A 26222-nucleotide genomic window follows, 5' to 3' on the forward strand; every position below is an offset into this window, starting at 1 on the left:
ACATTACATATTCCGTCGGTACTGACCTCCCACTTGAAATAAGGCATTGGTTATCTGGCCCAAGGAACATACTTTGGCTACTTCCATCAATTGCCCAAAAATATTCTCATTCCTGATTGCGGTTTGTTGTAGCTCTTTCAATAAGTGATTTGCTCTTTCCTTGTTTCCTTTATGTAGATTTTCAAGGGTTTTGATTTGATTTTGCTTTTCCCCTTCTGTTGCCCTGATGACTTCAACTGGTAAAACCGTAGGCGAACCCTTGGAACTCAAGAAGGTATTCACCCCAATAATGGGATACTCCCCTGTATGCTTCAAAGTTTCATAATGCAAACTTTCTTCCTGAATCTTGGAACGTTGGTACATGGTTTCCATGGCGCCCAATACGCCACCACGTTCCGTGATTCGGTCAAATTCCAACAGCACAGCCTCCTCTACCAAATCGGTTAGTTCCTCAATAATGAACGAGCCTTGCATGGGGTTTTCGTTTTTGGCCAAGCCCAATTCCTTATTGATAATCAGCTGAATGGCCATGGCCCGTCTAACGGATTCCTCGGTAGGTGTGGTTATGGCCTCATCGTAGGCGTTGGTGTGCAGGGAATTGCAGTTATCGTAAATGGCATAAAGCGCTTGGAGGGTAGTCCTAATATCATTAAAATCGATTTCTTGGGCATGCAAGCTTCTACCGGAAGTTTGAATATGATATTTTAACATCTGCGCCCGTGGGTTGGCCCCATATTTTTCTTTCATGGCCTTGGCCCAAATTCTGCGAGCCACCCTCCCAATAACCGCATATTCCGGATCTACTCCGTTGGAAAAGAAAAAGGAAAGGTTTGGGCCAAATTGATCAATGTCCATTCCCCTGCTTAAGTAATATTCCACATACGTAAAACCATTGGACAATGTGAAGGCCAATTGGGTAATGGGGTTGGCCCCTGCTTCGGCTATATGGTAACCCGAAATGGATACAGAATAAAAATTGCGTACCTGGTTGGCAATAAAATACGCTTGGACGTCACCCATGAGGCGCAAGGCAAATTCTGTGGAAAAGATGCAGGTATTTTGCGCTTGATCCTCCTTCAGGATATCAGCTTGAACCGTACCTCTGACCTGACCCAGGGTTTCCAATTTTATTTTCTCATAAACATCTTTGGGCAACACTTCATCTCCGGTGACACCCAGTAACATCAAGCCCAACCCGCTGTTGCCCTCAGGAAGTTCCCCAGCATATTGGGGTCTCTCCATTTTCTTTTCTGTAAAGATCTTCCCAAGCTTTTGCTCCACTTCTTTCTCCAACCCATTTTGCTTGATGTATTTCTCGCAATTCTGGTCAATGGCTGCGTTCATAAAAAAGGCCAAGAGCATGGGAGCTGGGCCATTGATGGTCATACTGACCGAGGTCATTGGATCACTCAAATCAAATCCGGAGTACAATTTCTTGGCATCATCCAAACAACAAATGGAAACCCCAGCATTCCCAATTTTTCCGTAAATATCTGGCCTGTAGTCGGGATCACTTCCGTACAAAGTCACAGAATCAAAAGCGGTTGAAAGTCGTTTGGCAGGCATATCCAAACTAACGTAATGGAATCGGCGATTGGTCCGCTCCGGGCCACCTTCCCCAGCAAACATTCGGGTTGGATCCTCTCCTTCCCGTTTAAATGGATACAAACCGGAAGTGAAAGGAAACTCACCCGGTACATTTTCCTGTAGATTCCAGTTTAAAATGTCACCCCAGGCCTTGTACTTAGGCAACGCTACCTTCGGAATCTGGCTGGCAGACAAGGAAGCGGTATGGGTCTGGATCTTTACTTCCTTACCTCTTACATCAAAGGAATAGGTTTCAGATTTGTATCGATTGACTTTGTTTTGCCACTGCAGCAGAATTTCCCAATTATGGGGATCCAAGTTCATTTTTACCTTATCAAATTCCTTGATCAGGAGAGCGACAAAATCTTTGTCTTTTTCATTTTTCAGATATGAATGAACCCTATCTTCATCCATGCCTGTTTTAGAAAGTAGACTGGCATACGCCTCATTTTCATCCAAATCAAGAATTGAAGTCAAGGTCAGGAAAATGCCATATAGCTTTTGGGCGATTTTCGTTTGGGATGCCACTCGACCATCATAAGAACGGTTATTCTCTGCTATTTCTGACAGATATCGGGTTCGCGCAGGAGGTATTACAAAAATCTTCTCGGACATTTCATCCGAAACAGTCCAGTTGGATTTTAGTGGGGCATTTGTTTTGGTAACCAAAGTGTCCATTACCACCTTGTACAACTGATTCATCCCAGGGTCATTAAATTGGGAAGCTATTGTTCCATAAATCGGAAGGTCGTCTTCTTTGGTATCCCATAACCCATGGTTGCGCATGTATTGTTTTTTAACATCCCTTAGAGCATCCAAGGCCCCTCTTTTGTCAAACTTGTTGATGGCAACTACGTCAGCAAAATCGAGCATGTCAATTTTTTCCAATTGGGTAGCCGCACCAAATTCTGGGGTCATCACATAAAGGGAAACATCACTATGCTCCAAGATTTCGGTATCGGATTGTCCAATTCCCGAAGTTTCCAAAATAATCAAATCAAACTGGGCAGCCTTTAGTACTTGTACGGCCTCTGCCACATGCTTGGACAAGGCAAGATTGGATTGTCTGGTGGCCAGCGATCGCATATACACCCGCTCGTTGCTAATAGCATTCATTCGTATTCGGTCACCGAGCAATGCGCCCCCTGTTTTACGTTTGGATGGATCTACAGAAATGATTCCGATATGCTTGTCCTCAAAATCATTTAGAAATCGCCTGACCAGTTCATCCACCAAACTGGATTTTCCTGCTCCGCCGGTCCCTGTTATTCCCAGCACCGGAACCTCAGTGATGGATTTCGTAAATTTTTGCTGGTATTTTTCGAATTCGTCGTGTCTGTTTTCAGCCAGTGAGATTAATCGCGCCAAGGAGTTTACCTGTTTGTCAACCAGCAATTTTTCCAGTTTTTTCCCTTTGGGAATCTGCAAATCCGGTACCGGTGAATCACATCGTTCCACCAAATCATTGATCATCCCTTGCAGCCCCATTTCCCTACCATCATCCGGGGAGTAAATCCGCTCGATACCATAAGCCACCAGGGCTTCAATTTCCGAGGGAAGGATTACCCCACCGCCACCGCCAAAAATCTTGATGTGCCCTGCTCCCCGTTCATTGAGCAAATCATACATATACCTAAAATATTCATTGTGACCTCCTTGGTAGGAAGTCATGGCAATGGCATTTGCATCTTCCTGAATAGCGCAATCCACCACTTCGGCCACACTTCTGTCGTGGCCCAAATGGATGACTTCAACCCCAGTGGACTGTATAATCCTCCGCATAATGTTGATTGCGGCATCATGTCCATCAAACAGCGAAGCTGCTGTCACAATTCTCACTTTATTTTTAGGTCTGTATGGCTTCGATTGTTTCATTAGCAATAAAGGCTCATTATTTGCCCTGCAATTTACAGAAAATGCAGGCTAAAATCGGTTTTGTTTCGAATTTTATAAAAATTCAAAGACATAAGGCTTGCTTTTTCTGAATATCATAATTTTATCGGGTTAACACAAGAGCATGAAGCTTACCATACTTATTCACTGCGCCGACCAACCAGGTATTATAAGTTCCGTAACCCGATTCATCCACAAGAAAAAGGGTAACATTATTTATTTGGACCAACATGTGGACAAAGAAGCAGGGGTGTTCTTTATGCGTTTGGAGAGTGAATTTGAACAGGGTACTGATGTGCCCAAGTTTAAAGGCGACTTTGACGTGGAATTGGCCAAATATTATCAAATGCAATGGGGTATTTATAAAGATGGGATAAAGCCCAAAATGGCCATTTTTGTTTCCAAATACAACCACTGTCTATATGATCTATTAAGCCGTTATAATTCTGGCGAGCTCCAGGTAGACATCCCTTTCATTTTAAGTAACCATCCAGATTTGGCTTATATAGCAGATCAATTTGATATCCCCTACTTTCATGTACCCTTCAACAAAGACGTTAGAGAAAGTGCTGAAGAAGAACAATTGCAACTTTTAAGGCAGCATAAGGTTGATTTTATCGTGCTTGCCCGCTACATGCAGATTGTGTCTCCGAAAGTAATTGACGTTTTTCCCCATAAAATTATAAACATCCACCACTCATTTTTACCTGCTTTTGCTGGAGCAAAACCCTACCATGCCGCATTTGAAAGAGGCGTAAAGATTATTGGTGCTACCAGCCATTATGTGACAGAGGAGTTGGATGCGGGCCCGATCATTGAGCAGGACGTTACCACGGTATCACATTCACATTCCATAAAGGATTTCATTGCTAAAGGCCGAGACCTTGAAAAGATTGTACTGTCCAGGGCAGTGCACCTGCATGTGGCCCGAAAAACCATAGTCTACAATAACAAGACGGTGATTTTTTCATAAATTATTTTATTCCACTTGATTTATAGAAGTTTAGCTGTAACTTAACTTCAACTATAAAACACTGAAACATGAAACGATTATTGTTGTGCGTACTGCTATTTCAATTGGTTGGATGCACAGAACTTCAACAAGTTGTAAACCAACTTCCACAGGGAACCGTAGGTAATGCCGAGATAGCCCAAGCTCTTAAGGAAGCGTTAAATCAAGGAATTGAAAAACAGGTCAACAAATTAGCCTCGATGGACGGGTTTTTCAAAAATGAATTGGTGAAAATCCTACTTCCAGAGGAGCTTAAAAAAGTGGACAAAGCCCTAAGGGATGTGGGATTGGGCAATTTGGCGGATGAAGGTTTGCGCGTCATCAACCGTGCCGCTGAAGACGCCGTGGATAAATCCATTCCCATTTTTGTGGATGCGGTCAAAGGTATAAGTTTTGAGGATGCCCGTAAGATTTTGTTGGGTGCGGATAATGCGGCAACTGCCTTTTTGGAAGGTTCAACTTCGACCAAGTTATACAACAAATTCAATCCAGTCATTGAACAGTCCTTTAAAAAAGTGGGCGCGGATGAGATTTGGAGGAACATTATTACCAAATACAACAGCCTACCCCTTACCACTGACGTAAATCCTGATTTAACAGATTATACTACCAAGGAAGCATTGGAAGGAGTGTACACCATGATAGCGGTTGAAGAAAAGAAAATTCGTACAAATATTGCTTCTAGAACCACAGAATTGTTAAAAAAGGTGTTTGCTTTGCAAGATTAATGCTAAAATTTTCATAATAATGTAATAACTTTTGGGATTTATCGTTACTATAACAACACTATGAAAACAATTTTAACAAAATCCTAAAGTTAAATTAACCTAGGTTCAAAGGTTAAAAAAGAGTTTTGTAGCAAGTTATCTGAGTTAGCATTTTTTTGAGTTAGTTAGTTTAAACCGGTGCATGCACCGGTTTTTTCATTTTATGGGCACCATATTAATTGAGGTTAATTTAGACATAAAAAGCTTATTCAAATGAAGTTACAAAAGGTAAACTATTATCGGGACTTACGGTTTTTAGATTTTTTTTAACATTTCAAGCATACATATTTGGTACCTTCAAGGAAGGCTAATTCACTAATCAACTCATGGGACGGTTGGGCTTCTTTGCATTTCTATTTGTTATGTCATGCATTTCATGCTTGGCAAACCTGAATGGCTACACCTCCAATTTAACCCGAACCCCGCTTCACTTGGCCCTTCAGGATTCCTTGGAATGGGCAGATTACTATTACAATATTCATAGATATAAAAAAGCTTTATCCATATATGAAAAAAACCTGGGTAACGCTACTGCAGAAAAAACCCATGTACTAAAAAGGATTGCGCTTAGCGAAGCTGCTTTGGAACATCCGGAAGAATCCACGTATACGCTTAATGAATATCTTCAGGTAGAATTCAATCCCAATTTTCTACTGAACGAAGGGTTTGATCCCATAAGAAGAACAGAGGAGTTCAAGGATATTTCGGAAAAGGTAATTCCGAAGGTAACTTCGTGGTCCTTGCTATTCTTATTTGTGGCCCTTATCGGCTTTTATGTAGTATTCCTAATTTGTTTTAACCGGCAGATACACAAACCGTCAAGATTATTGATTGCCACCTTTATTTTTCTGCATTCGTTTTTTATCCTTCATATTGCCATAAATCGATCCAACTATTATTTTCAGTACCCTCATACCTATCTAATGTCCACATGGGCCTCATTTCTCTATGGCCCCCTATTATACCTTTATTTCAAGTCCACCATTCAAAAGTATCGGTTCAAAACCCGAGACCTTCTACATTTGATACCCACAGTTATACTGATAAGCTATTTGAGCTTTACAGTATACGCGTATACTTGTGAAACCAAAATTCAATGGATGCTATCTAGGGTACAGCATGGCCTAAATCCACAGGATTCTAATAAGCTTGTGCTTCTGGTTGTATTAAAAATCATCTCTCTAACTATTTATGGATATTTTATCGGTAAGGTATACAGGCGCGGGAAGCGTGAAAAACTCCTACAATCAAAAAATCAGATTTGGCAAAAAAATCTATATCATATCCATATTCTTTATGTAATCACCTATACCGCTTATGGCATATTGATCGCCAACGAAATTTCTTCTGGACTGTTGTTTGATATCTCTGCAGCTTCCATGGCTCTTATGGTACTATATGTTGGCTATTCAGCTAACATTCAGCCGGACGTTTTCAGCGGTGCTTATGACTATACCAACCGCCTGTTCCCCAAATATGAAAAATCCGGGCTCACCCCTAGCCTTTCATTGGAACTCAAGGAAAACCTGATTTATCTGTTTACCCACGAAAGAATCTATAAGGAAAACAATATTAGTCTGGACATGGTGGCACAAAAACTTAATACTACACGGCACAATACCTCCCAAATCATTAATGAGCACTTTAATGTTAGTTTCCATGAGTTTGTCAATATGTATAGAATCAAGGAAGCAAAGGAACTTTTGGTGGATGACAAGTCCCGAAGACTCAATATAATTAATGTGGCCTATGAAGTGGGTTACAACAACAAGGTTACCTTTAACAAAGCTTTTAAAAAGGACACTCAACTTACACCCTCGCAATACCAGAAGAGTATTTTACGATTCTAAATACCTGGTAATCTTAAATCGGGGAAGGTAAAGGTTTATCAGATTTAGCCTAAAGTGAACTACAGTTTGCCAACTTTAAAGTAATAAACAGTCCTGGCGAACAACCTCCCAAAAGGTCTCATTAGGTACACATTTGAATTAGTCATCAATCATGCTTTGGGCTGTTTATTCTTTTTTATATATCCCATCAAAAGCAGTATTTACTACCTTTTCACCCTCCAGAATTTCCCAGAGCTGTCTTACCGTTCCATCTTCGTTGGCCGTCCATGTAATTCGATTGGTGAGCATTTTGCCATCCCTATCAAAAGGATCTGACGAAAGTATCATCTGATTTCCCATTCTTTTCCCTTTGAGTTTTAGATAAGCTCCGCTGTTATCTATCCAAAGTTGCTCCCATCTATCCTTTGCCGCATTGTAAAAGTTAAGACTGGTTCCTGTATAACCAGAAGTAGCGCTGGTCCAGTTTTCACGAATTACGCATCCCCCTTCCTCTTGGGATATATTGCTCTTCCCAGCCGGATTTCCGTTGGTGGCATTGGAGACTGTCCATTCCCCAATCCAAAAATCAAAAGCCTTGTGATTTTCAGTGCAGCAGTTACAGGAGTCGGTATTTTGTGCCGAGACAGGGCCAAAGGCTAGTATAGCTAACACTATCAAATAGTTCTTTAGTTGCATCTTACTGGGTTTGAGTTGTTAAAAGATCACGGTCAAAATACGTTAAAATTTAGCCAACAAAGTATACGAATAGCGGGGCATCCTTTACCTCTTTGTTAAATTTTAGATAAAGTGCTTGATTTATAGGTGAATACCTGTTAATCTGATGATCTAAAGCCTGTTTTTGAACGTATCTTTGTTATAACAAATCTTAAAAATGAAAAATCAGTATTGCAGAGTTGGGGCAGTGACCCCGATCACAAGCGGAAACCAAGCTATTACAGTCTTGGAATTTAGGTATCAGAAGTTTATTGAAATGGCGGCGGATGCAGCCTACATCAATACCAACTTGGGTGAATTTTTTAAGCGCAAGGCCCAAAGTATCAAAAAAGTACTTGAGCAATTGGCCTAGACGGCATTGAGCCTTTGCAGTTCAACCTCCATGTCTTGTTGAATGGACTTGGCTTGGATTGCAGCTTTGTCCGCAAAATCTTCATCTTGGGATGCATATAGAATTCCCCTGGAGGAATTTACCAAGAGCCCCACATTGGACGCCATCCCATACTTACAAACTTCTTGCAAGCTCCCTCCTTGCGCCCCTACCCCAGGAACCAATAAAAACTGCTTCGGAATTATATCCCTAATTTCTTTTAGGAATTCTGCCTTGGTGGCCCCTACAACATACATTAAGCTCTCGGCATTTTTATACCCTTTGGAAACCTCCAAAACTTTCTTGTACAGCTCCTGACCCTCAATTTTTAGGGTCTGAAAATCATAAGCTCCCTGATTGGAGGTCAATGCCAATAAAATGGTATGCTTATCCTGAAATGCCAAAAAGGGTTCAACGGAATCCCTACCCATATAGGGCGCTATGGTAATGGAATCAAAGTTTAGGGTTTCAAAAAAAGCTTTGGCATATCTGGTAGATGTGTTTCCAATGTCACCTCGCTTGGCATCGGCAATGGTAAACATTTCTGGATAGTGCTCATTTAGATAGTCCATAGTCCGTTCCAAGGACTTCCACCCTTCCAGTCCATAGGCCTCATAAAAGGCAATATTGGGCTTATAGGCCACACAGTATTCATGGGTAGCATCAATTATTGACTTATTGAAAGTAAAGATTGGGTCTTCCTGGGACAGAAGATGTTTTGGAATCTTATCCAGATCCGTATCCAAGCCCACGCATAGGAAGGTGTTCTTTTTATGGATTTGGGAAACTAAATGTTCTATTTTCATACTAATGCTATCGCTTGCACATGGACTGATTTTCCTTAAGGATGCTATTTTTCTAACCTCAAACCTCTGACTTCAGATTATTGATTATTGATTATTGATTATTGGTTATTGATTATTGGTTATTGGTTATTGGTTATTGAACCCTAAAAAATCTCCGAAGCCTCTTTCAGCTTTTCTGTATTCTCTACCAACATCAATTCGTCTATAATCTTTTGAACGTCCCCGTTAATGATATTCTGCAAATCGTACAAAGTCAGGCCAATTCTATGATCGGTTACCCTACCTTGCGGATAGTTATATGTTCTAATCTTGGCCGAACGGTCTCCACTGCTCACCTGCGAATTACGTTTGGCGGCATCTTCTTCCTGCTTTTTGGCCAACTCCAAATCATATAGTCTGGACCGAAGCACCTTAAACGCCTTTTCCTTGTTCTTATGCTGCGATTTTTGATCCTGGCACTGCGCTACCAATCCTGTTGGAACGTGCGTTAAACGAACCGCTGAATACGTAGTATTCACGGATTGCCCTCCCGGTCCAGAGGAACAGAAAAAATCAATCCGAACATCCTTTGGGTCTATTTGGACATCAAAATCCTCAGCCTCTGGAATTACCATCACGGTGGCGGCACTGGTATGTACCCTTCCCTGGGTTTCGGTCTGTGGAACACGCTGTACTCGGTGTACCCCAGCTTCAAACTTTAAGGTACCATACACATCTTCGCCACTTACCTCAAAATGGATTTCCTTATACCCTCCGCTGGTTCCCTCATTCAGGTCAATAATATTAGTTTTCCATCCTTTGGATTCGCAATATTTGGCATACATTCGGTACAGGTCCCCGGCAAAAATACTGGCTTCATCCCCACCGGTTCCGGCCCTTATTTCCATTACCACATCCTTTTCATCCTCTGGGTCCTTCGGAATTAGTAAGAACTTGATTTCTTCCTCCAATTTTGGGAGTCCTTCCTTGGCCTCATCCAATTGCATTTTGGCCATTTCCACCATTTCCGCATCACTCCCATCGGCTATGATCTCCTCCGCCTCCGAAATGTTGTTGGTAAAAGCAATGTACTGCTCCCTCTTGTCCACTAACAACTTAAGGTCTTTGTACTCCTTATTGAGCTTTACATATCGCTTTTGATCTGCAATAATATCAGGTTGAATGATCAGGTCGGAAACTTCATCAAAACGTTGTTTAACTATGTTGAGTTTGTCTAGCATAAATCAATCCGCGTTAAGATGCGAATTTACGATTAATTTGTACATTTATTTTACATCATGTCAGCTCTGCTTCGAATTAGGACTTACCTCTTGACTTTTCACTTTTGCAAATATCTATTGGCAGTTTCTATAGTTGTTTCCATCTTTTTATTTGTGGCAAAAGCAACTTTGATCTCTGTAGTACTCTTGAAGTTGGTTGTAATGGGTTTGCTCTACATCTTATTTTTAAATGAAAAACTTAAAAAGCAACTCATCTTTTATCAAAATTTTGGCTTATCCAAAGGAGTTCTGTTCACAATCTCCTTTATTTTTGATTTGGTGACAACAATTATTTTGTATCTAACCTTTGTAGCTTGGTTCTAGAGATTGATAACGTTGAATTGAATTTTGGTCAAAAAAAGATTTTATCAGGCATTTACTTGAACGCCCAAAGTGGTAGTATCACAAGTATTTTGGGAAGAAACGGTGCAGGTAAAACTTCACTCTTCAACATTTTGTTTGGGTGTTTGAAACCAAAGTATAAGAGCATCAGAATTGATGGAACCCCAATCTCAAAGCATCTGTTTCAATCCAATGAGATTGCCTACCTACCTCAACACCAATTATTGCCCTCTAAATTAAGCGTTCGAAAGGCATTTGATTTGTTCAAAGTTGATTGGGATTTGTTCATTGAAGAATTCGATAGTTTTAGATTGTATGAGAATAATAAAATCTCGGAAATCTCCAGTGGTGAAAGGCGGGTATTAGAAACTTATCTCATTTTATATCTGGACAAAAAAATCATTTTGCTGGATGAACCCTTCTCTTACATCGCTCCGTTGTATGTGGATAAATTCAAGCAGATAATTCTTGATAAGAAAAAGGAGAGAATTACACTCATTACAGACCATTTTTATCGGGATATTTTACAAATCAGTGATAAAACCTATCTACTTAAAAATGGTTGTTCCAAACTCATTAAAGACTCAAAGGAATTAATTGACAACGGCTATATTTTATCTAATTCCCAACAAAAGTAGTTCCCAAAGTAATGATGGAGGCATTGAGTCCATCACTACGATCATACTGGTTGAATCTTAAATCGATGGTCTTAAGCCCAAAGGTGAACACCTTGGTATTGGCAAAAATATCCTTGTACTGCACCCCCAAACCATACTGATGGGCATCGTATTGTGACAAATCGTAATCCGAGGTATAAAAGGAAAAAGTGGACAATGCCCCTTCCTTCGGATAGAAATAGTCTGCCGCGGATTGGCTATAAAATCGATAGGTGGGATACAAAGTGAATTTATCCGTAAGCTTGATGGGCACTTCCAAACTGGCCGTATGCGATGTTATGCCCCAATCGTCCCAATAATAGCGATAGTATGACCGTAATATCAAAAAGTCGTTCAGATAATAGTTCAAACGCCCTCCGATTGGAAGTTTAAAACGGGAATCCGGTAAGCGCTCCACATCATCCGCCAGTTGAAAGTCATCAATAAAAAAGTCCTCTGTATCTCCAAAATGCACCCGCTGAAAAGGCGTGCTGAGCAAGCCATTCTGGTGCACCAAATCCAAAAATAGGGCGCCCTGCATTTTCTTGGTCAAGATTTGCGAAAAGCTTAGGGAAAGGGAATATGAATTCCGCGTTTCCGAGTCAAATTCCGAAAAGTTGGGGTTATAGGTTCCGTTTCCCGTTACGCGGTCATCAAAAAAACCGGAACGAAGTTCTATGGGATAAATAGCGTTCCATTTATCCAGATACACACTTCCGCCCACAGTCAATTCTGTGTTTTTCTCGTTAAAAAGTCTCGTATAACTTCCCCCAAAACCAAAGGAAAAATAATCGTACTCCGTAGAGAAATATAGGTCGGCACTCCAAACGGTATTCCGATCCTTGGAGCTATGCTGATAACTAGGGTTGACATAGGCCAACAAATCCTTTCTGGACTCGCCAGAGGAAGCATCAAATACAGTTGCGTTGACGTTAGCTCCATCCAACGGATTCACATTGCTGGATGATGCAGAAGTGTAGGCCGATAATCCCACGTCTATGGTAAGCACATCATCCGCGTTCATCGGCATGCGAAGTACAATGCTGGATGTGGCATCGGTTAGCTCTTCGGTTCCCTCACCCCCAGTAACAGCAGCATTGTTCCCGTCTTGCTCATAATAACTGAAGAGCAGATCCACTTCGCTGGTTTCCAAGACTTTTTTAGCATAGGAAGTATTGGTTTGTTGGGACCAACAAGTAGCTGTAAACAATCCGAGCAGAAGTAAAACCAGGATTACCCGATTGTTGGATTGTTGGATTGTTCGATCAATGGAGAAAATCATTTTCAATTTTCCATTTTCATTTATCAATTGCATCCACATCCCCCTCCTGTTTTACCTCCATTTGCGCCTGCCGATGCCTCCCTGTAAAATTGAAAATTGGTCTCAAAGCGTTCACAAGGCCTTGAGCTCAGGTTCATCTCTGCATCCGAAAGGTATACTTTGTCATATTCCCTGACCACAACGCAGGAACTGAAGATGCTTAAAACAATCAACCATAAAAAAAGTCTACCCATACCTAAAATTAAGGATTGTTATCGAACAAAATTCCTGTACTCTTGTGGATCTTGTTATCAGAATCCACAACGACCACCTCTACCCCATCAATCTGATTGATCAGATGGATACCACTGTCCTTGCCCATGATAAAAACCGCAGTAGCCAAGGCATCGCAGAGTTCGGCATATTTGGCAAAGACAGATACACTGTGTATGCCCGAAGTTGGGTACCCCGATCGCGGATCTATGATATGCGAGTATTTTTTCCCGTTGAGTACTATGTATTTCTCGTAATTTCCTGATGTGGCCACGGAAGATTCAATAACAGGCAACCAACTAAAGACCTTTTCCTTGCTCAACGGATTGGCAATTCCCACCAGCCATTTTTCTCCGGTGGTCTTGGTTCCCCAGGTGGTTAGATCTCCCGAAGCATTGATGATTCCACCTTTGACCTGTTTGGATACGAGCAATTCCTTGGCCCTATCCGCGGCGTACCCCTTTCCAATGGCCCCAAAGCCAATTCGCATACCTGGTTCCGAAAGGAAAACCGTTTGCTCATCATGGTCCAAGATTATTTTTTGGTATCCTATTTTGGAAATGGAAAGTGCAATGGCTTTTTCCGAAGGAGCGCGGTCCATTGTTCCATCAAACTTCCAAATATTGTCCATGGACGCGTAGGATATATCAAAAGCTCCATCGGTAATTTCTGATATTTTCTTGGCCCGTTCTATAAGCCCAAAGAGCTCAGAACTCACCTTGACAGGTTCAACACCTGCGTTTTTATTGATCAAGGAAGTTTCAGAAGCCTCGTCCCAAGAAGAAATGATTTTTTCTATCCGCTTGATTTCAGATACGGCCTCATCTATGTTGATATACCCGATATCCTCATTGGGAGCCACCACCGTAATCTCGAAGCGGGTTCCCATGAGCTTCATGACCTGCTTTACGGTAACATCCTGGCTTTGCTGTCCAAAAGACAGAAAACCCATCAAAACCCAACAAAGGAGCAGCGGCTTTTTCATTTGACAAACCCATCTAGCAAAGCAATATAATCCTGTGGGGAAGCTTTCCTGTTGAAACCAGTCTTGCCTAGGACTTTTTGATCCTTATCCAAGACCACTACCAATGGAAAATATCCTTTGGGGTTATACGCAGCAAAAAGGGATTTATTTTCATTTAACTTATGTTCCGGTAATTGATTCTTTTTCTTTCTGGGAAAATCAGCATTATAGAGCACATAATGATCCTTGGCATAAGCACTGAAATCCTCAGAATCCAAAATGCCTCGTTTCAAACGAATACAGGGACCACACCAGTCCGAACCTGAAAACACCAAAACGATGGGCTTGTCCTGGTCATTGGCCAAGGCCAATGCATCTTCAAAACTGTCCTGCCAGTCTTGGGCTTGGAGCGAACCAAACCACAAACAGCCCATTATGATCAATAATCGTTTCATAAATACAGTGATTTGCTGAAATTATTCAAAAACCCTTAGTGTGGTGCCATTTAGTTCTGTATTGAAAACCTTTAGCGGGTTGCTGGTTACAGAATTGAGCGGGGTTCCATCTTGGTCAAACCTGGAACCGTGGGTAGAACATCGGAATATTCCGCCATCCTCTGAGATAAAACGGACCTCTTCGGTTTGTTGGTGACTACAGATTTGGCTTGCGGCAATTAAATTACCTTCCAAGTTCCGCGCAACAACGATATCGGTATAGCCCAAACTTGGACTCGATTTTACTAAAATAAATCCTCCGTTGTTGGCCAATGGGGCTGCATCAGTTGAAGTGAGGTCCACAGTGAAATCCACTCCGTTTGGTTCTGGAAACTGTTCCAAATCCTCAGAATCTGTTGAACAACCGTTTAAACAGGGAAAAGTAAGGGCAAATGCGGCACCGGCGCCCAAACTCCGCAGAAAATCTTTTCTTTCCATAGCGTGGGGTTTATAGAAAGAACGCTATTTTAGGTGGATTCGTATGCTAATATTCAAACTTGCCAAACTCGCTTTGGATGGTCAGTTTTTTACCATTGGACTTTTCTACCCTTCCAATGATTTGGGCATCAACATCAAAACTTTGGGAAATGGCAATAATCTCGCTTGCAACCTGCTCAACCGCATAAAGTTCCAACCTATGACCGCAATTGAAAACTTGATACATTTCCTTCCAATCCGTTCCGGATTGCTCTTGTATCAATTTAAACAAGGGAGGAATAGGGAACATATGGTCCTTGATAATATGTAGGTCCTCAACAAAATGAAGAATTTTGGTTTGGGCACCTCCGCTACAATGCACCATACCGTGGATTTCTTTTGAAGTATATCGCTCCAATATTTGTTTAACAATGGGGGCATAGGTTCGGGTTGGGGACAATACTAGTTTCCCTGCATCCAAGGGAGCATCGGAAACCGAATCGGTTAGTTTGGTATTTCCAGAATATACCAGTTCATCAGGAACGGCAGCATCAAAGCTTTCCGGATATTTAGCCGCCAGATATTTGTCAAAAACGTCATGACGGGCAGAAGTAAGCCCATTGCTTCCCATTCCACCGTTATATTCTGACTCGTAGCTAGCCTGACCGTAGGAAGCCAGCCCTACGATAACATCTCCAGCTTTGATATTGGCATTATCAATGACTTTATCCCTCCTCATCCGAGCCGTGACGGTTGAATCCACAATAATGGTTCGGACCAAATCCCCAACATCAGCCGTCTCTCCTCCCGTAGAATGAATGGTGATGCCATGTTGTCCCAAATCAGAAATCAACTCTTCCGTGCCATTGATAATCGCCGAAATAACCTCCCCTGGAATCAGGTTTTTGTTACGACCTATGGTGGAAGAAAGCATGATATTATCAGTTGCGCCCACACAGATAAGGTCATCCACGTTCATGATCAAGGCGTCCTGTGCAATCCCTTTCCATACGGAAATATCTCCAGTTTCCTTCCAGTACATATAGGCTAAAGAGGATTTTGTTCCCGCTCCATCCGCGTGCATCACCAAACAGTGTTCATCACTGCCTGTAAGATAATCGGGCACAATTTTGCAAAACGCTTTGGGGAAGAGTCCTTTATCAATGTTCTTGATGGCATTGTGCACATCTTCCTTGGAAGCGGAAACCCCTCTTTGGGTATATCTTTTACTAGTATCTGAGGACATAGTTGGATTTTGCGCAAAAATAGCAAAACTGATTCCCTTACGCTATTATTTGCTGTCCACAATTTTATAGGAGCAGGGAAGGTAGATGTCCCAAATAATCCTTCTCCCAGATTTTATGGGTTGTTGGCTGATCAATATTTCCCCCAGATAGGATTACCAAAACCTTTTTCTTGGCCGAAGCCCCCTTTAACCACTCACATACTCCTGCCATGGTCATGGCGCTGGTTGGCTCTATCCTGCATTTAAGTAGATGGGTCAGCCATTGGGTCCAGTAAATTATTTTCTCTTCATCCACCTCATAAAAGGCATCCAGTTGTTTGAGGTATTCAAAGGTGATATCGCCCACGGCCATGGTCATTGCGCCATCTGCCAAGGTGTTTGGTACTGTCGTTAATCTTTGAATCGCACCTTGCCGAAGGGATTCAGCAGCATCATTCGCATTTAAGGGTTCCACCCCCATTACCCGGGTCTTTGGGGAAAGTCCGCGGCTCGCCAAAAGGGTTCCAGAGAGCAATCCGCCACCGCCACAGGGGGCAAAAACAGCGTCAATTTTATCTAATTCGATTAGGGCTTCGTAGGCCGAAGTCCCCTGTCCGCAAATAACCTGTTCATGGTTAAATGGAGGAATCCAATACGTACCTTCAACTGAAGCTGCCTGCCTTACTTTCTCATCCGTAAGGTCTCGGGTTTTGCTCAAAACCACCTCTGCACCATAAGATTTAGTTGCTTGAATCTTGACTTGGGAAGAGTATTCCGGCATAAATATGGTCGCTGGAATTCCAAATTGATGGGCAGCAAATGCCACGGCCTGTGCATGGTTTCCAGAACTATTGGCCACAATATGTTTGGGACGTTGCCCGTTCTCCAGCAACCAAGCCAGGGTGTTACAGCCTCCCCTGGCTTTAAACGCTCCTATTTTCTGAAAGCATTCTGCCTTAAAATAGATTTCATGCCCCAACCAATTATTCAATAAGGAAGAGGAGAGAATGGGAGTTTTATGAATAAACTTGCTTATCCGAGCCTGTGCTTGTTCTATATCCGTGATTTCCAAAGTTCCCTTCATTTACTTCGCAAAAAGAAGTTCGCGATATTTGGTAAAGGGCCAAACTTCATCAGAAACCAATTTTTCCAACTTATCCGACTGTTCCCGTATTGTTTCAAAATAAGGTCGTACATCGTTGCAATAAGCTTGGGCTTTTTTATTGATGGTGGAGAGCCCGTTGGCACGGCGTCGGGCAGCGGTCATTTCATCCGTTTGTTTTTTGATTTCTGACAGGTGTTCCCCAATTTGTTCCAAGATATTGAGCTGACTTTCTGCCACTTTGTTATAAACAGCACCATAAATCTCCTTTAGCCCCTGAACATTTGTCAAAAGGGAGTTTTGATAGTTTACAGCAGCTGGAATTATATGATTGTACACCATTTCACCCAGAATCCTTCCTTCAATTTGTAAATGAAAAACGTAGGTTTTCAATTCTACCTCTTGACGCGCCTTCAATTCTACCTCACTCAACACATCCATTTCATTAAACAGCGTAATACTATTTTTGGAAGTTAGCACCTGAAGTGCCTCAGGGGTGTTTTTGTTATTGCTCAGTTTACGTTTGCGAGCCTCGTCCTGCCATTCAATCCCATAACCATCACCGTCAAATCGAATTCTTTTGGATGTCTTTATGTATTCCCGTAATACATTGAACACAGCCTCATCCTTTTTCAAGTTTTTTTTGTCGATCAAAACATCCACTTCTTTTTTAAAGTCAGTGAGCTGTTTGGCCACAATGGTATTCAAAATGGTCATGGGCTTGGCACAGTTGGTCTTGGAGCCTACGCCCCGCATCTCAAACTTGTTCCCAGTAAAGGCAAAAGGCGAAGTCCTGTTCCTGTCCGTATTGTCCAGCAAAATTTCAGGAATTTTACCCACTACGTTGAGTTTTAGCTCTGTTTTTTCTTGCGGAGACAGCTTACCTTGGGAAACTCCTTCCAACTCATCCAATACATCACTTAATTGTTTACCAATAAAAATGGAAAAGATGGATGGAGGAGCCTCATGGCCACCCAATCTGCAATCATTGCTAGCAGATGCTATGGAAGAACGCAAGAGTTCCTCATACGTATCCACTGCTTTGATAGTGTTCACAAAAAAGGTGAGAAACTGCAAATTCTTCATGGGTGTGGAACCCGGACTAAGCAGATTGACCCCAGTATCTGTGGCCAAGGACCAGTTGTTATGCTTTCCTGATCCATTCATACCAGCAAAGGGTTTTTCATGGAAAAGAACCGTAAAGCTATGCTGGTCCGCAACTTCTTCCATAACGTCCATCAACAATAGGTTGTGGTCCACGGACAAGTTGGCTTCCTCAAAAACAGGTGCCAATTCAAATTGGTTGGGTGCGACTTCGTTATGTCTTGTCTTTACCGGAATCCCCAATTTGGTACATTGTCTTTCCAAATCGCTCATAAAACTGAGCGCCCGGGAAGGAATCACCCCAAAGTAATGATCATCCAACTGTTGTCCTTTGGCTGCCGCATTACCTACCAGGGTTCTTCCTGTCATGACCAAATCCAAACGCGATTTGGCCAAAGCCTTGTCAATCAAGAAATACTCCTGTTCCCAACCCAATGTGGCATAGACTTTACGTACATTTTTATCAAAGTATTGGGCTACGGAGGTTGCGGCTTCGTCTATGGCATGCAAAGCCCGCAACAAGGGAGCTTTGTTATCCAATGCCTCGCCGGTATACGCTACAAAAATGGTAGGTATACAAAGCGTGGTTTTATAAATGAAGGCGGGTGAGGTGGGATCCCAAGCCGTATATCCCCTGGCCTCAAATGTGTTTCTTATTCCGCCGCTTGGAAAACTGGAAGCATCCGGTTCCTGTTGTACAAGCTGTGCACCGCCAAACTTTTCCATGGCCCTACCATCCGGTAAAATGTCAAAAAATGCATCGTGTTTTTCTGCTGTGGAACCGGTTAAAGGCTGAAACCAGTGGGTATAATGCGTAGCTCCCATGGACAGGGCCCACGCTTTCATCCCTTCAGCCACTTGATCTGCAATTTTACGATCTATCTTGGTTCCTTGAAAAATTGCCGATTTCACTTTTTCCAAGGCTTCCTTGGTCAAAAACTGAAGCATTTTTTCCTCATTGAACACCTGTTGTCCAAAAAGTTGGGATCTTTTCCCTGTTTCCTCCACTTTTCTATGGGTTCGTTTTCCGCTCTCGGCAATGGCACCAAATCTAGTGTTTGACATAGATAAACTTGTTTAAGCCACAAAATTACGATTAACAATTTAATAATATATGCTTCAAAAATTACTTTTTTTTCATTTAACCCCACCAAAAATGGGGGTTATGAAAATTATAATGCCATGATTGCGATTTTAACCCATCAAAATGCATATTATCAACTGAAAAACATACTTTTGTCTCTTAAAAATTTGAGAACAAAATAACGACCGCAATTATGAGCAAATCTAAATTAGAGTACATCTGGTTGGACGGTTATGTGCCCACCGCCAATATGAGAAGCAAAACTAAAATTGAAGAGGATTTTAGTGGAAAATTGGAAGATTGTCCTATTTGGTCTTTCGACGGAAGTTCTACCCAGCAAGCTGAAGGAGGTTCTTCTGACTGTTTATTGAAACCTGTAGCCATTTATCCCGATCCCGCTCGAAAGAATGGTTATTTGGTAATGGCCGAGGTATTGAATGCGGACGGCACCGCGCATGCCTCAAATTCAAGAGCCACCATTGATGATGAAAATGACGATTTCTGGTTCGGGTTTGAGCAAGAGTATTTTATTATGGATACTGAAACCCAATTGCCTTTAGGTTTCCCAATTGGTGGTTATCCTGGTCCCCAGGGCTTGTATTACTGCTCTGTTGGTGGGAAAAACACATGGGGCCGCGAATTGGTTGAAAGACATGCCGATCTTTGTATTGAGGCAGGATTGAACTTTGAAGGAATTAACCAAGAGGTAGCTGCCGGACAATGGGAGTTCCAGATTTTTGCCAAGGGAGCCAAAACTGCTGGAGACCAAATCTGGGTTGCCCGTTACTTGTTGGATAGATTGACCGAGGATTACGGATATTATATAGAGTACCACCCAAAACCCATCAAAGGGGATTGGAACGGTTCCGGAATGCACGCCAACTTCTCAAACACCACTTTGAGAACTGCTGGCAATAAAGAAACGTATGAGAAAATCTGTGAAGCGTTCAGACCTGTGGCCAAAGAACACATTGCGGTTTACGGAGAGTTCAACGATCAGCGTTTGACCGGTCTTCACGAAACAGCTTCCATTAATGATTTCAGCTACGGAGTATCCGATAGGGGTGCGTCCATTCGAATTCCAATTATTACAGTAGAAAAGGGCTGGAAAGGATGGTTGGAAGACAGAAGACCTGCTTCCAATGCCGATCCATATAAAGTTGCAGCCAGAATCATCACGACTGTAAAGTCGGCAAAGGTTTAGACCCCGATGAATTAATTGTTGATAATGATTAAAAAACCGTCCTATGGGCGGTTTTTTAGTTTACGGTCAAATAGATAAATGCCGTATAAAAAGTCAACAGAATCAGTCCATCCCTCCAACCTAGACGCAAACCTTTTGGAAAGAAAACCAGAGGTAAAATCAAGAAGGAAATTCCAAGCATCCAGAAAATATCGCTGCCCAACAAACCTTGATCTACCACCTTTATGGGAGTGATAATGGAAGTGATACCCAAAACAGCCAAAAGGTTAAAGATATTGGAGCCTATCAAGTTGCCCAGTGATATAGCTTTTTCCTTTTTTAGTACCGCCACTACGGATGCCGCCAATTCAGGAATACTGGTCCCTACCGAAACCACCGTAACTCCAATAATTCGGTCACTTACTCCCAAGGATGAGGCCATCCCAACGGCTCCGTTGATCAACAGCTCAGAACCTCCCCAAAGTGCCGTTCCGCCAATACCCAAAAACAATACGGTTTTATATAATGGTAAAGGAATGTCATCTTCAGGCATTTCATCTTCAACTGCCGTTTTTTGAAATCGCAATAAATAAATCAAGAACAGAAATAGGAAAACCACTAGTATGATTCCCTCATATTGTTCCAAAACCCCATCAAAATAAATAAACCCAACAAATAACAAGGAGGCCACCATCATTACGGGCCAATCCGTGGTGTAAAAGCTCTTTCGCACATTGATACTGCCCAACAAAACCGTAATGGCCAATACCAAACCCAAATTGGCAATATTGGAACCCACCACATTGCCCAAGGCCAAATCGGGGAAACCATCAAGTGCTGCCTTGATGCTTACAATAAGTTCTGGAGCTGAAGTAGCAAATGAAACAATGGTCATCCCAATTACAATTTTTGGAATGGCCAATCTTAGGGACAGGGCCACAGCAGATTTCAATAACCAATTCCCTCCTACAATAAGAAGGGTAAATCCCACAACAACTAAAAGTAGATTTCCCAAGCGGTAAAATTTTGTCGTAAATATAGATGAAGATTTAAAGCTCCAAGCTTTGGGGTTTAAAATTTATTTGCAAATCATGTCAAAAGCCTAAATCAACCCAAAAAAGAGGGTGAATTTTCACCCTTCTCCACCCTCCAAAAACCAGAACTCCTGCTACCTCCTGGAAACGAAAACACAAAAAAAGCACCTTTTTGAAGCAAAATCTCCCTTGGTTTTCAAAAAAGTGTCATAAAAGCCCCTACAATTACGATAATCCAAAGCTATAAATACAATTTTACCTTACATTTTATAACTTCATCGTAGAGAGTCACATCATTTTTAAAGTCAATCTCATTTTTTAACCTACAACCTTGTACGCAATTGTATTGATTTCCTTCCAAAAATTTGGAAACATGATTCTTGTCATTTTATCTTAAAAAAACGTAACCGGTTCAAAGCAATTTTTCAACCCTTAAAATCAGTCAAATCAATGATCACAATTGTTAAGTTTTTGGTGATGCTGGTCATCCAGCTGATCACTGTAATTTTTGTCTAACCCTTTAAAACCAATCGCTATGCTTACATTATTTGGAATACTGATCATACTTTTAGGAATTGTTACCCTAGTTACCAAGCCTATCTTCAAAACCAGCAAATTATTGCAATGGTTTACTCCCAGACGTAGTCTGCAAATCATTGGAATTGGAATTTTGATGAGCATTATAACAGGCACCTTTTTCTATGCTGAACCAGGTACTGCTTATGCCGTCCAATACCCTTGGGGCGGACAAAAGGCTGTTTTCAGGCAAGGTATCCACACCAAAATGTGGGGTAGGCTAATTCCCATTCAATTTGAACTGCCCATTAAATATGTTATTCCCAACCAAGATGGGGACTTGGGGGAACAAAGCGAATATGCCAACGTGGATGCAGCCAAATATTGGGCCTTTAGCGATGCGGTTAAAGCTAGAATCGCCACTTCCGTGGTCATCAGTATCAACACGGAAGATCAAGGCCAATTCCTTTCGGTGGCCGACCGAAACAAAACAGAAAAAAACCTAATTCGCTCCAGGATAATACCCAATATTGACCAGTCCATAAAGAACACCTGCAAACTTATGGATGCCCAAGACTATATTTCTGGTCAAGCCTCGGATTTTGACCGTTATTTTAAGGATCAATTGGAGAATGGAATGTATGTACTGGAGGAGTATGTACAAAGTGAAAAGAAGGACATTATTGGCGATAGCAGTACGGTACGTACGGTGGTGAACAAAGAGTCCAAACAGAAGCGCTTTCGTATCAAGTTCCAAGATGGCAAGCCCATTAGGGAAGAAGGCAACTCCTTAAAGGCCTATGGTCTTACCGTTGTTCAAGCCGTTGTAACGGAAATTGACTGGGAGACTACTTTTGACAAACGACTGCAGCTACAAAAAGAGGAAGTGGCCCAGACCCAGTTGGAAAAACAACAAGCAGAACGTGAATTCTATCGCGCTCAAAAGGAAAAGGCCCGTGGTGAAGCTGAGAAAGCTGCAGAACGTGCGCGCTTGGAAAAGGAACAAATCCAAAAAACCATCGCAGCTGAAACCGAAGCCAAAGTGGCCGAATTCAACTTGGTAAAAGAGAAGAAGCAGTTTGAAGTGGAAAAATTTAAGGCCCAGAGCAAAAAAGTGGCGGCGGATGCCGAAGCCTATCAAAATGCCAAACTGGTCAACGCGGGGCTTACCCCCCAGGAAAGGGCCGAATGGGATTATAAAACCTCTGTTGGTGTGGCCAGAGAACTTAAGGAGCTTCGACTTCCTGAAATTTTTATCGAGGGCAGTGACTCCAAAAACTCGGACAATACCTTGCTTGAGTCCTTAATTGGTGCGGATTTGGCCAAGCAGATGATGAGCAAACCAAAGAACTAGCACCCTGTGCAAAATTTAGTCCCGCAATAGCGGGACTTTTTTTTTAGAAAACTTTAGCAATTGCCTTGGGCTTCAATTTGGCTGATTTGTCTATTTTACATTTTTATAACAAATCACACAAAAATTGATGAAAAAAATAACAATTGTTTTGACCGTCCTAATCAGCTTACTCTCTTGTAAGCAGGAGGTCAAAAAGGAAGAATCCCCCAACCTTAGCGAAGAATTTGCCGAAGTCTTGAACAACTATTATGAAGATGGACTGAAATTGAACCCCATCAACGCCACTACCGCTGGTGACCACAGGTACGATGATGTTTTTGCCAACGCACTTTCAGATGAGCACATATCGAAAGTCAAAGCACATTTTGAAGGTTACAAGGCTAAACTTGCCAATTTCCCAGATGAAAACTTGACGGAAAGTGAGCAAATGAGCAAAGCCATTCTTGCATGGGAATGTGATATTAATCTAGATGAGTTCAATCACCATGCCAACCTTACCCCCATTGACCAAATGTGGTCTCCCAATTTATTTATAGGGCAATTGGCCAGTGGATCCAGCGCACAACCGTTCAATACGGTTGAGGACTATGAAAAATGGATAAAAAGAGTGGATGGATTCTTGGCATGGTTATCCAGCGCAGAAGACAAAATGCGTGAGGGCATGGCCAAAGGGCACGTGCTTCCCAAATCTTTGATCAAAAAGGTCTTACCACAGCTGGAGTCCCAAACGGTCCAAGATTTGGACCAACATCTGTTTTATTCTCCCATCAAAAATTTTCCCGATAGTTTCTCTGAACAGGACAAAACCATACTGAAAGAGGCTTACCAAGCAATGATCAAGGATAGAATTATTCCAGCTTACGAAAAACTCCACACCTTCATGGCCAATGAATATTTGGAAGCAGGTAGGGAGTCCAGCGGAATTCAAGGAGAACCCAATGGTGATAGCTACTATGCCCATCAAATCAAAAAATACACCACTACCAATATGACCGCTGCCGAGATTCATGAACTTGGATTGAGTGAAGTGGCCAGGATTCGTTCCGAAATGGAAAAAATTAAGGAGGAAGTAGGTTTTGAAGGGGATTTAAAAGCATTCTTTGATTATGTAAGAAACAATAAGGAATTGATGCCCTATACCGATCCGCAGCAGGTAATTGACAATTTCAATGCCATACATGATCGAATGAAACCACAAATAGAAAAACTATTTGATGTAAAGCCCAAGACCCCATTTGAGGTGCGCCGTACTGAAGCCTTTAGAGAAAAATCTGCAAGTGCTGAGTACAACCCAGGATCCTTGGATGGTACCCGACCAGGAATTTTTTATACCCCTATTCCGGAGGTGACCAAGTACAATGTGTATTCCGATGAATCCTTGTTCCTACATGAAGCCATACCCGGACATCATTATCAAATTTCATTGACCCAGGAGAGCGAGGTATTACCCAAATTCAGGAAGCTTTTGTGGTATAGTGGATACGGCGAGGGCTGGGCTTTGTACTGTGAGTCTTTGGGAACAGAACTTGGTCTTTACACTGACCCCTACCAACTTTTTGGGATGTTGGGCGCCGAGATGCATAGGGCCATTCGGTTGGTGGTGGATACCGGTTTGCATTCCAAAGGGTGGACCCGTGAGCAGGCCATCCAATATTCATTGGATAACGAAGCGGAATCCGAAGCTTCAATTACTGCGGAAATTGAGCGGTACATGGCCAATCCAGGTCAGGCACTTTCTTATAAGATTGGGCAATTAAAAATTCGTGAATTGCGCAAAAAAGCGTCTGAGAGCTTAGGAGATAAATTTGATATCCGTCAATTCCACAATCAGGTGTTGGAAACCGGATGTGTTCCTTTGGCCTTGCTTGAGGATAAAATCAATACATGGATTAAGGAAAATAGTTAATTGTTAGATATGTTTTCCTAGGGGTCGATAACTCGGCCCCTATCCTTTATTATATTTGGGGTTAGCTCAGGTTGGTTATATTTGTAGCACCAACCAACACTTGAAGCGATGTTCTACAAAGTTCTGGCAAAAATCAACAAGGCCCTACTGCCGTCTTACACCAAAAAGGGATTGGATCCTGCCAAAGCTTCCAAGCTACAATTGGCTATCATAGGATGGCGCTATTTTGTTACCACACGGGCATTGGATCAATAGTGCAGCAAGGATTTGATTGGATATCCGTTCAGTTTTTCAGCCCCGTTTAAAAAGCTAAGTTCAATCAAAAAATTACACTGAACCACTTCCCCTCCCAATTGTTCAACCAGCTTGCAAACGGCTTTAGCTGTTCCGCCAGTGGCCAACACGTCGTCATGAACCAGTACTTTTTCCCCTTTGTTTATAGCGTCCGTATGGATTTCAAGGGCATCCACTCCATATTCCAAGGAATAAAACTCTGCAAGGGTTTTGTAAGGCAGTTTCCCTTTTTTACGTACTGGGACAAACCCCGCCCCAAGCTTTGAGGCCAGCATAGGCGCAAATATAAACCCTCGACTATCTACGCCAACCACTTTATCAATGGATAAACCCTCCAACATGGAAAGCAGGGATTCGCATGCCTTGTTCAGTGCCTCGGGATTGTTTAAAAGTGGAGTGATGTCTTTGAAGGTTACGCCAGGTTTTGGAAAGTCTTCAATGTCACGGATATAGGATTCAAAATCCATAATTTTTGATTACTTGGTTTTGTCGTAAATTTAAAAAGAAATATATTTGCACCCCTTAAAAAGGCCTCGTGGCGCAACTGAATAGCGCATCTGATTACGGCTCAGAAGGTTGCAGGTTTGAATCCTGCCGAGGTCACTAGGAGGAAACTCCAACGAATACTAAAACCTTGCAAAATCTATGATTTGCAAGGTTTCGTTGTTTTTGGACTATCATTTTATTTAAATTGATTTGGTTTCAAACGTCAACAAATCGGTCAACAGATTTTTAATCGTCAACAACTGTTGACG

General features: G+C 42.0%; 23 protein-coding genes and 1 tRNA gene. 10 read left to right on the plus strand and 14 right to left on the minus strand.

Annotated features, from left to right (window positions below):
* Positions 1-3 precede the first annotated feature (3 nt).
* Positions 4-3462: a methylmalonyl-CoA mutase family protein gene (locus ACRHOZ_RS03965; RefSeq protein ID WP_431122617.1), complete on the minus strand. Its 3459-nt coding sequence runs from the start codon at positions 3460-3462 to the stop codon at positions 4-6.
* A 142-nt stretch (positions 3463-3604) separates the two neighbouring features.
* Here ACRHOZ_RS03965 and purU point away from each other — a divergent pair, with 142 nt between their 5' ends.
* The 3 genes from purU (at position 3605) to ACRHOZ_RS03980 (ending at position 7109) form a co-directional block, all read left to right on the plus strand.
* Entirely contained in the window at positions 3605-4453 is an 849-nt protein-coding gene (gene purU, locus ACRHOZ_RS03970) for a formyltetrahydrofolate deformylase (protein WP_431122619.1), read from the plus strand.
* A gap of 68 nt (positions 4454-4521) precedes the next feature.
* Positions 4522-5220, plus strand: coding sequence for a DUF4197 domain-containing protein (locus ACRHOZ_RS03975; RefSeq protein WP_431122622.1), 699 nt, complete (start codon positions 4522-4524; stop codon positions 5218-5220).
* A gap of 419 nt (positions 5221-5639) precedes the next feature.
* Complete coding sequence (locus ACRHOZ_RS03980) at positions 5640-7109, plus strand: helix-turn-helix domain-containing protein (RefSeq protein WP_431122624.1); 1470 nt, start codon at positions 5640-5642, stop codon at positions 7107-7109.
* 165 nt (positions 7110-7274) lie between these two features.
* On the opposite strand, the gene ACRHOZ_RS03985 is transcribed toward ACRHOZ_RS03980, so the two are convergent.
* Positions 7275-7784, minus strand: coding sequence for a hypothetical protein (locus ACRHOZ_RS03985; RefSeq protein WP_431122627.1), 510 nt, complete (start codon positions 7782-7784; stop codon positions 7275-7277).
* A gap of 196 nt (positions 7785-7980) precedes the next feature.
* Between ACRHOZ_RS03985 and ACRHOZ_RS03990 the strand changes: the two genes are divergently transcribed.
* Positions 7981-8175 carry a hypothetical protein gene (locus tag ACRHOZ_RS03990; protein ID WP_420400435.1) on the plus strand — a complete coding sequence of 65 codons (195 nt, stop codon included), beginning with the start codon at positions 7981-7983 and terminating at the stop codon, positions 8173-8175.
* Here the strand turns inward: ACRHOZ_RS03990 and pyrF are convergent.
* Both pyrF and prfA read right to left on the minus strand, forming a co-directional pair.
* Complete coding sequence (gene pyrF, locus ACRHOZ_RS03995) at positions 8172-8999, minus strand: orotidine-5'-phosphate decarboxylase (RefSeq protein WP_431122629.1); 828 nt, start codon at positions 8997-8999, stop codon at positions 8172-8174. The two genes, ACRHOZ_RS03990 and pyrF, sit on opposite strands and share 4 nt — an antisense overlap.
* Before the next feature lie 143 nt (positions 9000-9142).
* A complete protein-coding gene (prfA, locus tag ACRHOZ_RS04000) occupies positions 9143-10219 on the minus strand; it encodes a peptide chain release factor 1 (RefSeq protein ID WP_420400437.1) in 1077 nt (358 codons plus the stop codon).
* Between the two features lie 353 nt (positions 10220-10572).
* Here prfA and ACRHOZ_RS04005 point away from each other — a divergent pair, with 353 nt between their 5' ends.
* Entirely contained in the window at positions 10573-11238 is a 666-nt protein-coding gene (locus ACRHOZ_RS04005; protein WP_431122632.1) for an ATP-binding cassette domain-containing protein, read from the plus strand.
* On the opposite strand, the gene ACRHOZ_RS04010 is transcribed toward ACRHOZ_RS04005, so the two are convergent.
* The 8 genes from ACRHOZ_RS04010 to ACRHOZ_RS04045 form a co-directional block, all read right to left on the minus strand.
* On the minus strand, positions 11219-12571 hold the full coding sequence (locus ACRHOZ_RS04010) for a DUF3570 domain-containing protein (protein WP_431122635.1): 1353 nt from the start codon (positions 12569-12571) through the stop codon (positions 11219-11221). The two genes, ACRHOZ_RS04005 and ACRHOZ_RS04010, sit on opposite strands and share 20 nt — an antisense overlap.
* Positions 12562-12771 carry a DUF4266 domain-containing protein gene (locus ACRHOZ_RS04015; RefSeq protein WP_431122637.1) on the minus strand — a complete coding sequence of 70 codons (210 nt, stop codon included), beginning with the start codon at positions 12769-12771 and terminating at the stop codon, positions 12562-12564. Before ACRHOZ_RS04015 ends, ACRHOZ_RS04010 begins: the two co-directional genes overlap by 10 nt.
* Before the next feature lie 8 nt (positions 12772-12779).
* Positions 12780-13775: an FAD:protein FMN transferase gene (locus tag ACRHOZ_RS04020; RefSeq protein WP_431122639.1), complete on the minus strand. Its 996-nt coding sequence runs from the start codon at positions 13773-13775 to the stop codon at positions 12780-12782.
* Positions 13772-14209, minus strand: coding sequence for a thioredoxin family protein (locus tag ACRHOZ_RS04025; protein WP_420400441.1), 438 nt, complete (start codon positions 14207-14209; stop codon positions 13772-13774). Before ACRHOZ_RS04025 ends, ACRHOZ_RS04020 begins: the two co-directional genes overlap by 4 nt.
* Positions 14210-14230: 21 nt before the next feature.
* Positions 14231-14686, minus strand: coding sequence for a ubiquinol-cytochrome c reductase iron-sulfur subunit (locus ACRHOZ_RS04030; RefSeq protein ID WP_431122641.1), 456 nt, complete (start codon positions 14684-14686; stop codon positions 14231-14233).
* A gap of 46 nt (positions 14687-14732) precedes the next feature.
* Positions 14733-15911 (minus strand): AIR synthase related protein, encoded by a 1179-nt coding sequence (locus ACRHOZ_RS04035; RefSeq protein WP_431122643.1) that lies wholly within the window; start codon positions 15909-15911, stop codon positions 14733-14735.
* A 64-nt stretch (positions 15912-15975) separates the two neighbouring features.
* On the minus strand, positions 15976-16974 hold the full coding sequence (locus ACRHOZ_RS04040; protein ID WP_431122646.1) for a serine/threonine dehydratase: 999 nt from the start codon (positions 16972-16974) through the stop codon (positions 15976-15978).
* Positions 16975-19161: a glutamine synthetase III gene (locus ACRHOZ_RS04045; RefSeq protein ID WP_431122648.1), complete on the minus strand. Its 2187-nt coding sequence runs from the start codon at positions 19159-19161 to the stop codon at positions 16975-16977.
* A gap of 212 nt (positions 19162-19373) precedes the next feature.
* Here ACRHOZ_RS04045 and ACRHOZ_RS04050 point away from each other — a divergent pair, with 212 nt between their 5' ends.
* Entirely contained in the window at positions 19374-20384 is a 1011-nt protein-coding gene (locus ACRHOZ_RS04050; protein ID WP_431122650.1) for a glutamine synthetase beta-grasp domain-containing protein, read from the plus strand.
* A gap of 55 nt (positions 20385-20439) precedes the next feature.
* On the opposite strand, the gene ACRHOZ_RS04055 is transcribed toward ACRHOZ_RS04050, so the two are convergent.
* On the minus strand, positions 20440-21378 hold the full coding sequence (locus ACRHOZ_RS04055; protein WP_431122652.1) for a calcium/sodium antiporter: 939 nt from the start codon (positions 21376-21378) through the stop codon (positions 20440-20442).
* A gap of 554 nt (positions 21379-21932) precedes the next feature.
* On the opposite strand from ACRHOZ_RS04055, the gene ACRHOZ_RS04060 reads away from it, so the two are divergent.
* The 3 genes from ACRHOZ_RS04060 (at position 21933) to ACRHOZ_RS04070 (ending at position 25428) form a co-directional block, all read left to right on the plus strand.
* Entirely contained in the window at positions 21933-23267 is a 1335-nt protein-coding gene (locus ACRHOZ_RS04060) for a cell envelope integrity protein TolA (protein WP_431122655.1), read from the plus strand.
* 127 nt (positions 23268-23394) lie between these two features.
* Positions 23395-25173, plus strand: coding sequence for a DUF885 domain-containing protein (locus ACRHOZ_RS04065; RefSeq protein ID WP_431122658.1), 1779 nt, complete (start codon positions 23395-23397; stop codon positions 25171-25173).
* Between the two features lie 108 nt (positions 25174-25281).
* Positions 25282-25428, plus strand: a complete 147-nt coding sequence (locus ACRHOZ_RS04070; RefSeq protein WP_431122660.1) for an SsrA-binding protein — start codon at positions 25282-25284, stop codon at positions 25426-25428.
* Here the strand turns inward: ACRHOZ_RS04070 and ACRHOZ_RS04075 are convergent.
* Positions 25422-25934, minus strand: coding sequence for an adenine phosphoribosyltransferase (locus tag ACRHOZ_RS04075; protein WP_431122663.1), 513 nt, complete (start codon positions 25932-25934; stop codon positions 25422-25424). The two genes, ACRHOZ_RS04070 and ACRHOZ_RS04075, sit on opposite strands and share 7 nt — an antisense overlap.
* A 62-nt stretch (positions 25935-25996) precedes the next feature.
* On the opposite strand from ACRHOZ_RS04075, the gene ACRHOZ_RS04080 reads away from it, so the two are divergent.
* Positions 25997-26070: transfer RNA gene (locus tag ACRHOZ_RS04080), tRNA-Arg, on the plus strand.
* Positions 26071-26222: the final 152 nt, after the last annotated feature.

Source organism: Flagellimonas flava, from assembly GCF_050617915.1.
Lineage (GTDB): Bacteria > Bacteroidota > Bacteroidia > Flavobacteriales > Flavobacteriaceae > Flagellimonas > Flagellimonas flava_A.

Bases quoted from the DNA above. Each gene is read 5' to 3' on its own strand.
- ACRHOZ_RS03965 (WP_431122617.1), bottom strand. From the start codon at position 3,462: ATGAAACAATCGAAGCCATACAGACCTAAAAATAAAGTGAGAATTGTG.
- ACRHOZ_RS04010 (WP_431122635.1), bottom strand. From the start codon at position 12,571: ATGCAATTGATAAATGAAAATGGAAAATTGAAAATGATTTTCTCCATT.
- ACRHOZ_RS04050 (WP_431122650.1), top strand. From the start codon at position 19,374: ATGAGCAAATCTAAATTAGAGTACATCTGGTTGGACGGTTATGTGCCC.
- ACRHOZ_RS04060 (WP_431122655.1), top strand. From the start codon at position 21,933: ATGCTTACATTATTTGGAATACTGATCATACTTTTAGGAATTGTTACC.
- ACRHOZ_RS03985 (WP_431122627.1), bottom strand. From the start codon at position 7,784: ATGCAACTAAAGAACTATTTGATAGTGTTAGCTATACTAGCCTTTGGC.
- ACRHOZ_RS03990 (WP_420400435.1), top strand. From the start codon at position 7,981: ATGAAAAATCAGTATTGCAGAGTTGGGGCAGTGACCCCGATCACAAGC.
- ACRHOZ_RS04070 (WP_431122660.1), top strand. From the start codon at position 25,282: ATGTTCTACAAAGTTCTGGCAAAAATCAACAAGGCCCTACTGCCGTCT.
- ACRHOZ_RS04040 (WP_431122646.1), bottom strand. From the start codon at position 16,974: ATGAAGGGAACTTTGGAAATCACGGATATAGAACAAGCACAGGCTCGG.
- ACRHOZ_RS04025 (WP_420400441.1), bottom strand. From the start codon at position 14,209: ATGAAACGATTATTGATCATAATGGGCTGTTTGTGGTTTGGTTCGCTC.
- ACRHOZ_RS04035 (WP_431122643.1), bottom strand. From the start codon at position 15,911: ATGTCCTCAGATACTAGTAAAAGATATACCCAAAGAGGGGTTTCCGCT.
- ACRHOZ_RS04020 (WP_431122639.1), bottom strand. From the start codon at position 13,775: ATGAAAAAGCCGCTGCTCCTTTGTTGGGTTTTGATGGGTTTTCTGTCT.
- ACRHOZ_RS03975 (WP_431122622.1), top strand. From the start codon at position 4,522: ATGAAACGATTATTGTTGTGCGTACTGCTATTTCAATTGGTTGGATGC.
- pyrF (WP_431122629.1), bottom strand. From the start codon at position 8,999: ATGAAAATAGAACATTTAGTTTCCCAAATCCATAAAAAGAACACCTTC.
- ACRHOZ_RS04065 (WP_431122658.1), top strand. From the start codon at position 23,395: ATGAAAAAAATAACAATTGTTTTGACCGTCCTAATCAGCTTACTCTCT.
- ACRHOZ_RS04075 (WP_431122663.1), bottom strand. From the start codon at position 25,934: ATGGATTTTGAATCCTATATCCGTGACATTGAAGACTTTCCAAAACCT.
- prfA (WP_420400437.1), bottom strand. From the start codon at position 10,219: ATGCTAGACAAACTCAACATAGTTAAACAACGTTTTGATGAAGTTTCC.
- purU (WP_431122619.1), top strand. From the start codon at position 3,605: ATGAAGCTTACCATACTTATTCACTGCGCCGACCAACCAGGTATTATA.
- ACRHOZ_RS04015 (WP_431122637.1), bottom strand. From the start codon at position 12,771: ATGGGTAGACTTTTTTTATGGTTGATTGTTTTAAGCATCTTCAGTTCC.
- ACRHOZ_RS04030 (WP_431122641.1), bottom strand. From the start codon at position 14,686: ATGGAAAGAAAAGATTTTCTGCGGAGTTTGGGCGCCGGTGCCGCATTT.
- ACRHOZ_RS04045 (WP_431122648.1), bottom strand. From the start codon at position 19,161: ATGTCAAACACTAGATTTGGTGCCATTGCCGAGAGCGGAAAACGAACC.